Source organism: Streptomyces sp. NPDC037013 (assembly GCF_055607265.1).
This window is the reverse complement of the sequence record NZ_JBVJRV010000004.1, coordinates 363,489-376,421: the sequence shown is the minus strand read 5'-3', so window position 1 is coordinate 376,421 and position 12,933 is coordinate 363,489. Positions and strand designations below refer to the sequence as shown.

The window sequence follows — 12,933 nt, the reverse complement described above, 5'->3', positions numbered from 1 at the left end:
CGGCTAGCGTGAGGACATGATCCGGTTCGAGCAGGTGACCAAGCGCTACCCGGACGGCACGACGGCCGTGGACGACCTCTCCTTCGAGGTCGCCGAGGGCGAACTGGTCACCCTGGTGGGCCCCTCCGGCTGCGGCAAGACCACGACGATGATGATGGTCAACCGCCTCATCGAGCCGACGTCGGGCCGCATCTTCGTGAACGACGAGAACATCGCCGACATCGACCCGGTCCGGCTCCGCCGCCGCATCGGCTACGTCATCCAGCAGGTCGGCCTCTTCCCGCACCGCACGATCCTCGACAACACGGCGACCGTGCCCGCCCTCATCGGCTGGAAGAAGGCGAAGGCCAGGGCGCGCGCGGCGGAGCTGCTGGACCTGGTGGGCCTGGACCCCAAGACGTTCGGCTCCCGCTATCCGGAGCAGCTTTCGGGCGGGCAGCGCCAGCGCGTCGGCGTGGCCAGGGCGCTCGCCGCCGACCCGCCGGTGCTCCTGATGGACGAGCCGTTCGGCGCCGTCGACCCGGTGGTGCGCGAGCAGTTGCAGGACGAGTTCCTGCGGATGCAGGCGGCCGTCCGCAAGACGGTGCTCCTGGTGACGCACGACATCGAGGAGGCGGTCAGGCTCGGCGACCGGATCGCGGTGTACGGGCAGGGGCGCATCGAGCAGTTCGACACGCCGGGCGCGGTGCTCGGGGCGCCCGAGACGCCGTACGTCGCCGAGTTCGTGGGCGCCGACCGCGGGCTGAAGCGGCTCTCCGTCACCGAGATCCAGGGCGACGACCTGGAGGAGCCGCCGATCGCCCGGCTCGACGAGCCGGCCGCGCAGGCCGCGGCCCGTCTGCGCGCGGAAGAGGCGCGCTGGGCGGTCGTCCTGGACGCGGACGGTGATCTGCACGGCTGGGTGGGCCTCGACGAGGTCGCCCTCGCCGGCACCGGCGGCACCGTCGGTGACCTGGCGCACCGCATGAAGTCCTGGGTGCCGATCGGCGCCCCGCTCAAACAGGCCTTCGGCGTGATGCTGCAGCACGACGCGGGGTGGGTCGCCGTCCTTGACGGTGCCCGCTTCCTCGGTGTCCTCACCCCGGCCAAGCTGCACGAGGCGCTGCGCCGCTCGGTGGACGCGGACGCGCAGGGCGTGGCGCGGGACCAGGTGGAGTTCGACTCGGTCGCCGACGCGTAGACGCTCCCGTCCCCGGGGCCGCGGCTACAGCAGTCCCTTCCGTTCCAGGTAGGTTCTGGCCACGTCCTGGGGCAGGCGGCGCCAGCTGTCGACCTGCTCGTTCATGGACGCCAGGTCCTGCGTCGTCAGGACGGGGTTGAGGCGGCCGAGCGCGGCGGCGACGCCCTTGCTGCCCGCGCGGGAGCGGTTGACGACGGGCACCAGGTAGTCGGCGTTCTGCAGGTGCTTGTCGTCCTTGAGGAGCACCAGGCCGAAGTCGTCGAGGGTGGCGTCCGTCGACGTGGTCAGCACCATCTGGTCCTGCCCGTCCTGCACGGCCTTCTTGGCCTGGGTCGTGCCGACGCCCTTGGGGTCGACGCCGGTGATGTCGATGCCGTACACCTTCTTCAGGCCCGGCGCGCAGTAGGGGCGTTTCACGCATTCGTCGCCCGCGGCGAGCCGCACCTTCAGGCCCGACCTGCCGAGGTCGCTCAGGGTCTTGAGCCGGTGCAGCCCCGCGTAGGGGGCGGCGACGGCGAAGGCGTTCTGGTCGACGGCCTTGCCGGGGTCGAGGACGGTGAGGCCGCGCGGCGCGGCGAGGCGGCGCAGGGCCTTCATCGTCGCGTCGAGGTCGGGCGATCCCGCGGGCGGCGCGTCGGCGCCGTTCTTCTTGGCGTTCAGCCAGTCCGCGAAGGTCGCCGCGTACTCGGGGACCACGTCGATCTGTCCGGACTCCAAAGCGGGTTCGTACAGCTCGCGGTTGGCGACGGAGAGGATCTTCGTGCTGTAGCCGGCCTTGTTCAGGAGCAGCGCGTACATCTGCGCGAGGAGGTCCGACTCGGTGAATCCCGCGGAGCCGACGACGAGGTGTCTGCTGTCGCCCGGGGGTGCCGTGACCTCGCCCTGGTTCTCCAGCGAGGGCCCGCTCGCGCAGCCGGTGGCGAGCGCGAGGAGGACGGCCACCGCCGCTCCGGCGCGCCGCCTCATCCGGCCCTCCCCCGCCCGCGCGTCCACCCGGGGCCGAGCCGTTCGGCTGCCTCGAAGACGCCCTCGACGAGCAGCGCGAACACGGCGACGAGGACGGCGCCCGCCACGACCTGCGGGGTGCTCGCCAGGTTGAAGCCCGCCGTGATGATCCGGCCGAGGCCGCCGCCGCCCGCGAGTGCGGCGATGGTGGCCGTGGCGACGAGCTGTACGGCGGCGATGCGGACCCCGCTGAGCACCAGCGGCAGCGCGAGCGGCAGTTCGACCCGCCACAGCATCTGGCGTCCGGTCATCCCCATGCCACGCGCCGCCTGGACGACGCTCCGGTCGACGCCGCGCATGCCGACGTACGCGTTGGTGAGCAGCGGCGGCACCGCGAACAGCACGAGCGCGACGACGGTCGGGCCCTCGCCCCAGCTGCCGAGGGGGGTGAGGAGCAGCAGGACGAGGACCGCGAAGGTCGGCACGGCGCGTCCGATGTTGGAGATGTTCACGGCGAGCGCGCCGCCCCTGCCGAGGTGGCCGAGGACGAGGGCGACGGGCAGCGCGATGAGACAGCTGAGCAGCAGGCAGACGACGGTCAGGACGAGGTGCTGGGTGAGCCGGTGCCAGATGCCGTCGTCGCCGGCCCAGTGCGCCGGGTCGGTGAGCCACGCCCACGCGTCGCCGAGTGTCTTCATGGGCCCGCCGCTCTCGACGCTCTTTCCCAGGGGGTGAGGACGCGTTGCACGCCGAGGAGCAGCAGGTCGGCGGCGATGGCGATGACGACGCACAGCACCGAGGCGGTGAGCACCTGTGCCTTGAAGTAGGTGTTCATGCCCGTGTAGATGAGGTTGCCGAGTCCGCCGAAACCGACGATCGCGCCGATGGTGACGAGGGAGACCGCGGAGACCGTGGCGATGCGCAGGCCCGCCATGGCGGCGGGCAGGGCGAGCGGCAGTTCGACGGTGAGGAGGAGGCGGATCGGGCCGTAGCCCATGCCGCGGGCGGCCTGCCGGGTGTCCTCGGGTACGGCGCGCAGGCCGGCCAGGATGTTCCGTACGAGCAGGGTGAGAGAGTACAGGACGAGGCCCGCGACGACGAGGGAAGCGGAGAGCCCGTACACCGGGAGCAGCAGCGAGAACATCGCGAGCGAGGGGATGGTGTACAGGATCGTGGTGAGCGCGAGGACCGGGCCCGCGGCCCACCCCCAGCGGCGTGCGACGACGGCCAGCGGCACCGCGAGGACCAGCGCGATCAGCACGGAGAGGCCCGTCAGCTGCAGGTGCTGCACGACGGCGTCGAGCAGGATCTGGCGGCGGCTGCTCAGGTACTCGCCGCAGATCCACTCGTTGCGCGCGAGGCAGTCGTCGGGGGGCGCGGTCACCCGTCCATTCAAGGCCGCGGTGCCGGTCCCGGGCTCGTTCTGGTGACCCGTACGGGGCAGGCGGGGATCCGCCTCAGCCGGTCCGGGCGCGTCCGGCCGCCGGTGCGGGCCTGGCCCGCAGCGCGTCGACGGCGATGCGGGCCGCGGTGCCGATGACGGCGTCGGCGGCGGGGAGGGTGGCGGCGGTGGCCGCGGCGCGGGTGAAGACGGCGACGGCGTACCGGCCGCCGTCCGGGTATTCGATGACGCCGACCTCGTTGCGCAGGGTGGGCAGGCTGCCGGTCTTGCCGGCGACGTGGACGTCGTCGAAGGGGAAGCCGGACGCCATCCGGTGCGGCCAGACCTGCAGGCCGAGCAGGCGGCGGATGGCGGCGCCGTGTTCGGGGGGACAGGCCTCGTCGCGCCAGACGGCGCCGAGCAGGCGGGTCATGTCGCGCGGGGTGCTGCGGTTGGTGCGGGCGGGGTCGAGTGCGCGCAGCCGTGCGACGACGTGCGGATCGGTCAGGGCCCGCGCGCCGTCGGGGCCCGCGTCCTCCTTGACGGTGGCGAGGAGCTCGCGGAAGGTGTGGCTCGCGTGGGTGGCGGCGAGGCCGAGCCGCGCCGTGGTGGCGTTGACGGCGTCCAGGCCGACGCGTTCCAGGAGGAGGTCGGCGGCGGTGTTGTCGCTCACGGCCATCATCAGGAAGGCGATGTCGCGCAGGGACATGCGGACGGGGTCGAGCATGGCGGCGAGGCCCGTGGGTCCCGGGGTGCGGGTGTCCGCGGGGCACTCGGCCTGTTCGGTGAGATCCAGCCGCCCGGCCGCGGCGCGCTGGTGGACCGCGACGAGCAGACAGAGCTTGTGCACGCTCGCGGTGACGACGCGGTGGTCGGCGCCGAAGTCGATCTCCGCCCCGGAGTCGATGTCGACGGCGTGCAGCCGGCCGGTGACGCCGGCTTCGGTGAAGGCCCCGCGCAGGAGGCCGAGGGTGTCGGTCACAGGGAGTACTCCGCCGCCGGGCGCAGGTGGACCGGGCGCGAGGGCAGGTCGGTGGTCACCGCGGCAGTTTTCCACAGGGCGTACGTGGTGGCCTCGGCGAAGGCGGTGACGGCGGCGTCGCTGCGGCCCTGCGGCCAGGCCACCGAGTGGCGCAGGGCCAGCGGCGCGCCGGCCAGGGGGCGCCAGACGATCTCCGGGTCGTCGTCGGCCGGCTGTCCGGGCTCCGCGTCGCGGGGACGGAACGCCACGGAGCCGGCCGAGCTGATGAGGCCGCGGATGAAGCTGGGGCCCTGCCCGTGACGGATGGCGGCGGGAGTGTAGCCGTTGCGGGCGCAGGTGGTCAGCAGGTCGTCATAGAGCGCCGGGGCGTTGGCGCGAGGGAAGAGGATGAGGTCGTGGCCGGTGAGGGCGGAGAGCGGGACCTCGTCGAGCGCCGCCGCGGGGGCCTCGCGCGGCAGCAGTACGCCGAGTTCGCGGCGGAGGACGGGGCCGAGTCCGAGGCCGGAGACGTCACAGGGGTGGTGGATCAGCCCGACGTCCAGGTCGTGCGAGGCGAACCGGGCGAGCTGTTCGGCGGTGGACAGCTCGTGCAGTTCCAGTTCGACGCCGGCGTGCCGCCGCCGGAACTCGGCGAGGGTCGCGGCGACCGTGTGGCCCGCGATGTCGGGCGGCAGCGCGGCGCGCAGCAGTCCGGCGTCGCCGTCCCGGATGCGGCGGCTCGTGGCCATGAGCGCCTCGGCGCGGGCGAGCAGCTCGCGGGCCTCGTCGAGGAGGAGCGTGCCGCCCTTGGTGATGGTCACCTGGCGGCTGTTGCGCTCGAAGAGCCGGACGCCCAGTTCCCGCTCCAGGCGCTGGATGCGCTGGGAGAGGGGTGGCTGGGCCGTGCCGAGGCGGGCGGCGGCCCGGCCGAAGTGTGACTCTTCTGCAACAGCCACGAAGCAGCGCAGGTGCAGTATCAGGTCCACGAGCAGCGACGATATCCCAGATTAATGACCACATCCACCATATCCATCTTGGACATAAATGGCCGGGGCCTGCTGTTCTCGGGCGATGAACAGGACATTGCGGCACATAGCCGTCTTCTGTGGGGTCCTTGTGCTGTCCCTGCTGGCGCGGGCCACCTGGGTGCAGTTCGCACGGGGCGACAGCCTGGCCGACCACCCGCACAACCGGCGCGTACAGATCGACACGTTCGGCTCTCCGCGCGGCGACATCATCGTCGGCGGGAAACCGATCACCGGCTCCGTGGCGACGCGGGGTTCGGACCTCAAGTACAAGCGCGTCTTCACCGAAGGACCGATGTACGCGCCGATCACCGGCTACTTCTCCCAGGCGCAGGGCGCCACCTTCCTGGAGGGCGTCGAGAACGACGTGCTCAGCGGCAAGGACCGGCGGCTGCTCGCCGGGCCGCTGGACGAGCTGACCGGGAAGAAGCCGCGGCCCGGCGACGTCATCACCACCATCGACCCGAAGGCGCAGAAGGCGGCCTACAAAGGGCTCACGGACCTCGACGCCAAGGGCGCGGTCGTCGCCCTCGATCCGCGCACCGGCAGGGTCCTAGCGATGGCGAGCACGCCTTCGTACGACCCCTCCGTGTTCGCCGGCATCTCCGGGAAGGAAGGGGAGGCGTTCAACGAGCTGGACCGCCGAAAGAACAAGCCGTTGAGCAACCGGGCGACGCGCGAGACGTATCCGCCCGGTTCCACCTTCAAGATCCTCACCGCGGCCGCCGCCCTGGAGCACGGCACCGTGACCGACATCGACGCGCCGTCCGGCGCCCCGGCCCCGTACCGGCTGCCGCTGAGCAGCACGGAGATCGGCAATGTCGTGCCGGACGCGCAGTGCGACAAGGTCTCCATGAGGACCGCCATGCAGTGGTCGTGCAACAACGTCTTTCTGGACGCCGCGCTGCGGACCGGCAAGGACCGGATGCGGGAGACGGCGGAGAAGTTCGGCTTCAACAAGGAGCACTTCACGCCCGTCCGGTCGGCGGCCGGCGTCTACCCGAAGCGGCTGGACGCGCCGCAGACCGCGCTCACCGGCATGGGCCAGGGCAGCGTGACCAGCACCCCGCTGCAGATGGCGATGACGGTGGCGGGGCTCGCCAACGACGGCAAGGTGATGAAGCCCTACATGGTCGACGAGGTGCGCGGCCCCGACCTGACGCTGATCGAGAAGACGGAGCCCGAGATGCTGGACCGTGCCGTCTCCCCGGAGACCGCGCGGAAGGTGCAGTCCATGATGGAGTACACGGTGACCGACGGCACGGCGGACAAGGTGCGCATGGAGGGCATAACGGTCGGCGGCAAGCCCGGCACCGCGCAGCACGGCGCCGACGTCCGCGACGAGCGCCCGTACGCCTGGTTCGTCTCGTACGCCAAGGAGTCGGACGGCACCTCGCCGGTGGCGGTCGCCGTACTGGTCGACCCCGAGGACATGGACATCTCGCGCTCCGAGATCGCGGGCGGCCGGCTCGGGGCGCCGATCGCGAAGGCGGTCATGGAAGCGGTGCTCGAGCGGTAGTGGGGGTGCCGGAGGGCCGCGCGCCGGAAGGTGAGCCGGATCTCGTCGGCAACTCCCGCCGGTGGCGCAGCAGTTGGCTCGGTAACGCCCCGCGCCGGGGTGACAGACCGTGAGGCGAGCCCCCATGATGGGTGCGTCATGGAGACTTCGGGCCCGACGCCACGCTTCCGGCCGCGCGGCCGGCACCAGACCGCCGCGCGGCCGGGCGAGCGGGTCCGCCCGAGGCCGGCCGCGCGGCGGGCGACGGTGGCACGGGCCTCGGTCCTCCTGATGGCAAGCACCCTTCTCGCTCTCGCCGCCTACGACCACCTCTTCGCGTCGGCGCCTTCCTGGGACGTACGGACGGTCGCGGCCGCGGTGTTGTTCTGCGCCGCCCTGACTCCGATCGCCGCCCCGGCGAGGGTCGCCGCCCCACCGACGGTCGCCGCCCTGCCGGCCCGTTCCGTACGGAGGCCGAAGCTCGCCCGGGCCTGGCGGGTGGCGGCACGCGACTGGCCCGCCGTCACGGGCTCGCGGGGTGACGGCCCGGCGTACGACTCCTCACCGCGCCTGCCCCAATTGCCGCGCCTGCCACGGTGGTCCCGGCTTTCCCGACTGCTGCGGCTGCTGTGCCGTCTGGGCGCCTCGCTGGCCCGCGCGCTCTCCCCGGCCCCCGCACCACGTCCGTTCACGCTCCCGCGGCCGGCCCCGCTCCCGTCTCCCGAGCGGCCGGCCCGCGTACCGTCGCGCTCCCGCCTCCTCTCGGACGCGGTCGTACGGAGAGGTCCGCCGGCCGCTCCGCCGCTCGCCGTCTGACCTGGCCTCGGCGCACGAACCGCGCCCGGCCACCCCGACGGCAGCGGCCCCGGCACACCCGATTCCGCACGCTCCACAGCTGATTCGGCGCGCCCCGAGCCGTGCCCGCGAGGACGCACGAGGCCGCGCCAGGAGGAACCGCCATGTCCAAGAACGTCGTCGTCATCGGCGCGGGCCCGTACGGCCTCTCCGCCGCCGCCCATCTGCGCGCCCGCGGCCTGCCCGTCCGGATCTTCGGCGCCCCCGTCGCGAGCTGGTCCCGGCGCATGCCGGCCGGGATGCTCCTGCGGACGCCGCCCGCCGCCTCCGAACTGGCCACCCCGCGCGAGGGCTTCACCCTCCAGGACTACTGCCGCGACGTCGGCGAGCGCCGGATCGGCGCCCACGACCAGGTGCCGGCCGGGCTGTTCATCAGGTACGGCAGATGGTTCCGGGAGCGGCTGGTGCCCCGCGTCGAGGACGAGCGGGTCGCCGCGGTCGAGCGGCGCGAGGACGGCTTCCGCGTCAAGTTGTCGTCGGGCGAGGTGGTACGCGCGGGCGCCGTGGTCGTGGCCACCGGCGTCACCGGTTTCGCCCATCTGCCCGCGCCTCTCGCCGCGGCGGCCGCCGGCGGCCCCGCCGCGCTGGGCCTGATCTCCCACAGCTCGCAGCAGACCGATCCGAGAGAGTTCGCCGGGCGCAGGGTGACCGTCGTCGGAGCCGGCCAGTCCGCACTGGAGAGCGCCGCCCTCCTCCATGAGGCGGGCGCCGACGTCCAGGTGCTGGCGCGCGGCCCCCACGTACGGTTCGACGCACCCCCGTCGGGCGGGCCGCGGTGGCGGCCGGAGACCCCGGTGGGCCGGTCGTGGTCCTTGTACGGCCTCACGCGTCACCCCGCCGCGTTCCGGAGGCTGCCCCCGCCCGCCCGGCTCCGGCTCGCCGAGCGGGCGTCGCGGCCGCGCGGGGCGTGGTGGCTCAAGGACCGGTTCGAGGGCCGGGTGCCCGTCCTCGCGGAGCGGCACATCACGGCGGCGGAGGCCGGCGGCGGCGGCGTCGTTCTCCGGACGACGACGCCCGACGGGCGTACGCACACCGTCGAGTCCGAACACGTGCTGGCCGCCACCGGCTACCGCGTCCACGTCGACGCGCTGGACTTCCTCTCCCCCGAGATCCGCGCCGACCTGGTACGGCTCGGTGGATTCCCCGTCCTGGACAAGGGGTTCTCATCCAGCGTGCCGGGCCTGCACTTCACCGGGCCGTCGGCCGCCGCGACCTTCGGCCCGGCGCTGCGCCTCGTCGGCGGCACCCGGTTCGCGGGCCCCCGGCTGACGAGGTCGGTGGCCGCGTGGTGCGACGAGTGACCCCGCCCGGCGCGCGCGGGGTGCCGTCCGGCGCGCGCGGGGTGCCGCGTGCTCACCGCGGCACGAGCAGGGCGACCAGCCGTCCGGTCTGCTCACGGGGGTCGGGCGCGCCGGCCCAGCCTCCGGTCATCAGGAGGTGGTGGACGGTGCCGACCAGGGCGAGCGCGGTCGTCGCGGTGTCGGTGCCGTCCGCGAGGCGGCCGAGACGCACTTCGGTGTCCAGGTAGGCGGTGAGGGCGTCCTGGATCGCGGCGAAGCCGGGCGCGCCGTCGGCCAGCGCCTCGCGGATCCGTCCGGCGGTGGCGCGGCTGCTCATGGCCAGGCCCACGACACCGGGGTCGAGCGACTCCAGGAGACCGGCCGCCACTTCGGCCAGGTTCTCGGCCACGCTGTCCTCGCCCGCCCGCCCCGGGAGCCCCTCGGCGGCCGACGCGGCCCGCGCGAGCCGGTCGAGCACGAGCTCGGCGACGAACTCGTCCACGCCGCCGAAGTGCGTGTGCAGCACCCCCTTGGCGCACTCCGCCTCGCCGGTGATGGCCCGGCTGGTCAGGGCCGCCGCTCCGTCGCGGGCGACGATCCGCTCGGCGGCGCCGAAGAGCCGCTCACGGAGGTCGGGGATGGCGACACCACGCGGTGACATGGCTCTCTCCTCGTACGAGACAGGGCGTTGGGCCCGGGAAGGACCCTCGGCCCATTGGACCATGGGGCCATTGCCAGTTTGGGCGCTCGCCCATACTGTTTGGGCGAGCGCCCAAACCAGTTCTGCCGGGCGTCCCATCCGCCATGCGTCAGGGGGCACGAAGTGCAGCACATCGCCAACACCGAACAGGCACGGGCATGGAACGGCTACGAGGGCGACCACTGGGCCCGCCATCAGGACCGCTGGGACGCGGTGAACGCCGGCTTCAACTCCCCGCTCCTGGACGGCGCTTCGATCGGCGCGGGCGAACGCGTCCTGGACGTCGGCTGCGGTGCGGGACAGACGACCCGGCTGGCCGCGCGCAGGGCGAGCGGCGGTCACGCGCTGGGCCTGGACCTGTCGGCCCCGATGCTGGCGCGGGCGGAGCGCGCCGCACGCGCGGAAGGCGTCGGCAACGTCTCGTTCGAGCAGGGCGACGCCCAGGTCCATCCCCTGCCGCCGGCCGCGTACGACGTGGCGATCAGCCGCTACGGCGTGATGTTCTTCGCGGATCCGGTGGCCGGTTTCGGCAACATCGGCCGGGCGCTGCGCCCCGGTGGGCGCGCCGCGTTCGTCTGCGGCGCGTACCCCGCGGACAACGAGTGGCTCCATTACCTCACCACACTGGGCGACTTGCTCCCGATCGGCGGTTTCGGCGAGCCCGGCGCACCCGGCATGTTCTCCCTCGCGGACGCCGACAGGACCCGCGACGTACTGGCCGCAGCCGGGTTCGAGCGCGTCGAGGCGGCACGCGTGGAGGCGTACGGGACGTGGGGCCGGGACGCCGCCGACGCCGCCGCCTTCCTGCTCGGCTCCGGCCCCGGCCGTCATCTGACCGGCCAAGTCGCCCCCGACGTACGGGAGGAGGCCCACCGGCGGCTGACCGAGGCACTGCGCCCCCACGAGGAGGCGGGCGCGCTGCGGCTGCGCAGCACGGCGCTCCTGGTGACGGGCGTCCGGCGCTGAGGAGGGGCGGCCCTGACGACGTGCCGCGCGTACGGGCCCACCGGCGGCGCCCGGAACTGCCCTGCCCGGCAGGCCTGTTCAGCTCACGCCCGGACCAAGTGGCCGCCTGGTCCACAGTGTGAGGTCGCTGCTGGTGGCGACGGCGAGCGTCTGGCCTGACGGGGAGAAGCCGACGGCACGCAGTTCCGAGTACGTGGAGTGGAGGACGTGCCACCATCCTTCGCCGTGGGGCGCGCGGAAGGGCAGGCCGCCGCCGGCGGAGAGCAGGACCCGGTGGTGGGGCCAGTCGGGGGCGACGACTTCGAGCGTCCAGCCGTCGCCGGTGGTCCGGTGCAGCCCCCCGCCGTACAGCCCCGCGATGGGGATGGTCCGCCCCGCGACCGGCCCGAGTCCCGGGCACGCGAGGTCGCGGGCCTCGTCCGGGGTGTTGTCGTCGAAGGCGGGATCCCGGTCCCGGGCGAGCCTCTCGCCGGTGACGGCGTCGAAGAGTCCGTGGCCTGCGCTCGACACGACCATCACCAGGTCGTGGCCGGTGTCGGGGTGGACGGCGAAGCCGATGCCCACCAGTCCGCCGACGGCGACGTAGGGGTCGAAGACCGGGCGCCAGGGCTCCGGCGCCGCCACCACGGGCGCGGCGAGGAGCCGGTCCCGCAAGGCGGTCTGGTAGGGGGTGAGCCCGCCGACCGCCGCCCCGACCACCGCCCCGCCTGTCGGCTTCCCGCTCTCTTCGGCCGTCGGCTTCCCGCCGTGTTCCGTCGTCACCCCACCATGATCCGTCACGCGCGACGCCGCCCCGCACGCAGGTCTCTCCCTCCCCACGACCACCCCCGACCACCCCTCGAAATGGCGTCGCCCCATGATCACGCGCGGGGCAGACTGCCGCCCATGACCGCCTCTGACTTCAAGACCGACCTGCACGTCTACTTGAAGGACGCCCGCGACGTCCTCCTCTGGAAGCTCGACGGGCTTTCGGAGTACGACGTGCGCCGGCCCCTCACCCCGACCGGCACCAACCTGTTGGGCCTGGTCAAACACGTGACGAGCGCCGAAGTCCTCTATCTGGGCGCCACGTTCGGCCGCCCCTTCGCCGCACCGGGGCTCTGGATCACGGGCGATGCCGAGACCAACGCGGACCTGTGGGCGACCGCGGACGAGACGCGGGAGCAGATCGTCGGCCTCTACCGGAAGGTGTGGGCGCACTCGGACGCCACGATCGAGTCGCTGGACCTCGATGCCGTCGGCCGCCTGCCGGGCGGCGAAGGGCAGACGTTCACGCTCCACCGCATCCTCGTCCACCTGATCGCCGAGACCCACCGGCATGCCGGACACGCGGACGTCGTACGGGAGTTGGTCGACGGCGCCGCCGGGCTGCGGGAGGACGCCGACAACCTGCCGCAGGAGCCGGGCTGGCAGAAGGCGCACCGGGACCGGGTGGAACGCGCGGCGCGCGAGGCCGCCCGGGGTGCCCGTCGGCCCCCGGAGTGACGATCGCTACGATGCGCTGCGATGAGACAGACGCGGTGGGCCGAGGCGGCGGGGCACGCATGGTGCCGTGCCGCGGCGGCCGCTGCGCTCGCCTCGCTGGCCCTCGCGTTGTTCCTGTGCCTCGGCGCCCTCGCGGCGGCCGACGGCCACCGGGGCGCCGGGCCCCGGGACGGTGTATCCGCCGTGACTGTGGCGGAGGCCCTCTCCTCCGGTGACCGCATGGCGGCACGCGTGGCCGCGTCGCCGGAGCCCGACTGCCCGGCCGACGACCGGCATTGCGCGGCGGCCGCGCACGGTTCACGCGCCGTGCTCAACCCCGCGGGGCCGTCGCCGTCGGCGGTCCCGGGCCATGTGCCGCTCCCGCGTGCGCCGTCGGCGCCCGTACACGCGACGGAACACCCCTCGAACCGCGGCTCCCCCGATCTCCACATGCTCCAGGTACAGCGGATCTAGGCGGACCCCGGCAGGGGCGGCCCGTCCCAACGGCCTGCCCCTGCACCGGCATCCACCACACCGCTACACCGCCACGCCGCCGCGCCCTCGCGCGGCGGGTGACAAGGAGCACCCCATGGCCAAGGCCAAGTCCCGCAAGCCGCACACCAATCCCGGCAGCAGAGCGGGCGACAGAGCAGCCGACAGGCCGGGCGGCAAGCCGTC

At 73.6% G+C, this 12,933-nt stretch carries 14 protein-coding genes; 7 read left to right on the top strand and 7 right to left on the bottom strand.

The features are described 5' to 3' along the window. Positions 1-16: 16 nt before the first annotated feature. Positions 17-1,180, top strand: a complete 1,164-nt coding sequence (locus tag ACZ7DY_RS16260) for an ABC transporter ATP-binding protein (protein WP_471135400.1) — start codon at positions 17-19, stop codon at positions 1,178-1,180. Between the two features lie 24 nt (positions 1,181-1,204). Here the strand turns inward: ACZ7DY_RS16260 and ACZ7DY_RS16255 are convergent, their stop codons facing one another. From ACZ7DY_RS16255 to ACZ7DY_RS16235, 5 genes are all read right to left on the bottom strand, one after another. Further along, positions 1,205-2,146: an ABC transporter substrate-binding protein gene (locus ACZ7DY_RS16255; RefSeq protein WP_471135399.1), complete on the bottom strand. Its 942-nt coding sequence runs from the start codon at positions 2,144-2,146 to the stop codon at positions 1,205-1,207. After that, entirely contained in the window at positions 2,143-2,823 is a 681-nt protein-coding gene (locus ACZ7DY_RS16250) for an ABC transporter permease (protein WP_471135396.1), read from the bottom strand. The genes ACZ7DY_RS16255 and ACZ7DY_RS16250 overlap by 4 nt, the downstream gene beginning before the upstream one ends. After that, complete coding sequence (locus ACZ7DY_RS16245; RefSeq protein WP_471135394.1) at positions 2,820-3,509, bottom strand: ABC transporter permease; 690 nt, start codon at positions 3,507-3,509, stop codon at positions 2,820-2,822. The genes ACZ7DY_RS16250 and ACZ7DY_RS16245 overlap by 4 nt, the downstream gene beginning before the upstream one ends. A 73-nt stretch (positions 3,510-3,582) precedes the next feature. Further along, a complete protein-coding gene (locus tag ACZ7DY_RS16240) occupies positions 3,583-4,488 on the bottom strand; it encodes a serine hydrolase (protein ID WP_471135392.1) in 906 nt (301 codons plus the stop codon). Next, the gene (locus ACZ7DY_RS16235) at positions 4,485-5,453 is read right to left on the bottom strand and encodes a LysR family transcriptional regulator (RefSeq protein WP_471135389.1); all 969 of its coding nucleotides are present in this window, start codon (positions 5,451-5,453) and stop codon (positions 4,485-4,487) included. Before ACZ7DY_RS16235 ends, ACZ7DY_RS16240 begins: the two co-directional genes overlap by 4 nt. An 85-nt stretch (positions 5,454-5,538) precedes the next feature. Here ACZ7DY_RS16235 and ACZ7DY_RS16230 point away from each other — a divergent pair, with 85 nt between their 5' ends. From ACZ7DY_RS16230 to ACZ7DY_RS16220, 3 genes are all read left to right on the top strand, one after another. Further along, positions 5,539-7,011: a peptidoglycan D,D-transpeptidase FtsI family protein gene (locus ACZ7DY_RS16230; RefSeq protein ID WP_471135387.1), complete on the top strand. Its 1,473-nt coding sequence runs from the start codon at positions 5,539-5,541 to the stop codon at positions 7,009-7,011. Positions 7,012-7,281: 270 nt separating this feature from the next. Beyond that, positions 7,282-7,806, top strand: a complete 525-nt coding sequence (locus ACZ7DY_RS16225; RefSeq protein ID WP_471135384.1) for a hypothetical protein — start codon at positions 7,282-7,284, stop codon at positions 7,804-7,806. A gap of 143 nt (positions 7,807-7,949) precedes the next feature. Further along, positions 7,950-9,146 carry an NAD(P)-binding domain-containing protein gene (locus ACZ7DY_RS16220; protein WP_471135381.1) on the top strand — a complete coding sequence of 399 codons (1,197 nt, stop codon included), beginning with the start codon at positions 7,950-7,952 and terminating at the stop codon, positions 9,144-9,146. A gap of 52 nt (positions 9,147-9,198) precedes the next feature. Here ACZ7DY_RS16220 and ACZ7DY_RS16215 read toward each other — a convergent pair whose 3' ends face one another. Further along, on the bottom strand, positions 9,199-9,786 hold the full coding sequence (locus tag ACZ7DY_RS16215; RefSeq protein WP_471135378.1) for a TetR/AcrR family transcriptional regulator: 588 nt from the start codon (positions 9,784-9,786) through the stop codon (positions 9,199-9,201). A 162-nt stretch (positions 9,787-9,948) separates the two neighbouring features. On the opposite strand from ACZ7DY_RS16215, the gene ACZ7DY_RS16210 reads away from it, so the two are divergent. Continuing rightward, positions 9,949-10,791: a class I SAM-dependent methyltransferase gene (locus ACZ7DY_RS16210; RefSeq protein ID WP_471135376.1), complete on the top strand. Its 843-nt coding sequence runs from the start codon at positions 9,949-9,951 to the stop codon at positions 10,789-10,791. 78 nt (positions 10,792-10,869) lie between these two features. On the opposite strand, the gene ACZ7DY_RS16205 is transcribed toward ACZ7DY_RS16210, so the two are convergent. After that, positions 10,870-11,490, bottom strand: a complete 621-nt coding sequence (locus ACZ7DY_RS16205; RefSeq protein WP_471136675.1) for a hypothetical protein — start codon at positions 11,488-11,490, stop codon at positions 10,870-10,872. A gap of 186 nt (positions 11,491-11,676) precedes the next feature. Between ACZ7DY_RS16205 and ACZ7DY_RS16200 the strand changes: the two genes are divergently transcribed. Together ACZ7DY_RS16200 and ACZ7DY_RS16195 are read left to right on the top strand one after the other, a co-directional pair. Continuing rightward, positions 11,677-12,276: a DinB family protein gene (locus tag ACZ7DY_RS16200; protein ID WP_471135373.1), complete on the top strand. Its 600-nt coding sequence runs from the start codon at positions 11,677-11,679 to the stop codon at positions 12,274-12,276. A gap of 21 nt (positions 12,277-12,297) precedes the next feature. Next, positions 12,298-12,729, top strand: a complete 432-nt coding sequence (locus tag ACZ7DY_RS16195; RefSeq protein WP_471135370.1) for a hypothetical protein — start codon at positions 12,298-12,300, stop codon at positions 12,727-12,729. Positions 12,730-12,933 lie beyond the last annotated feature (204 nt).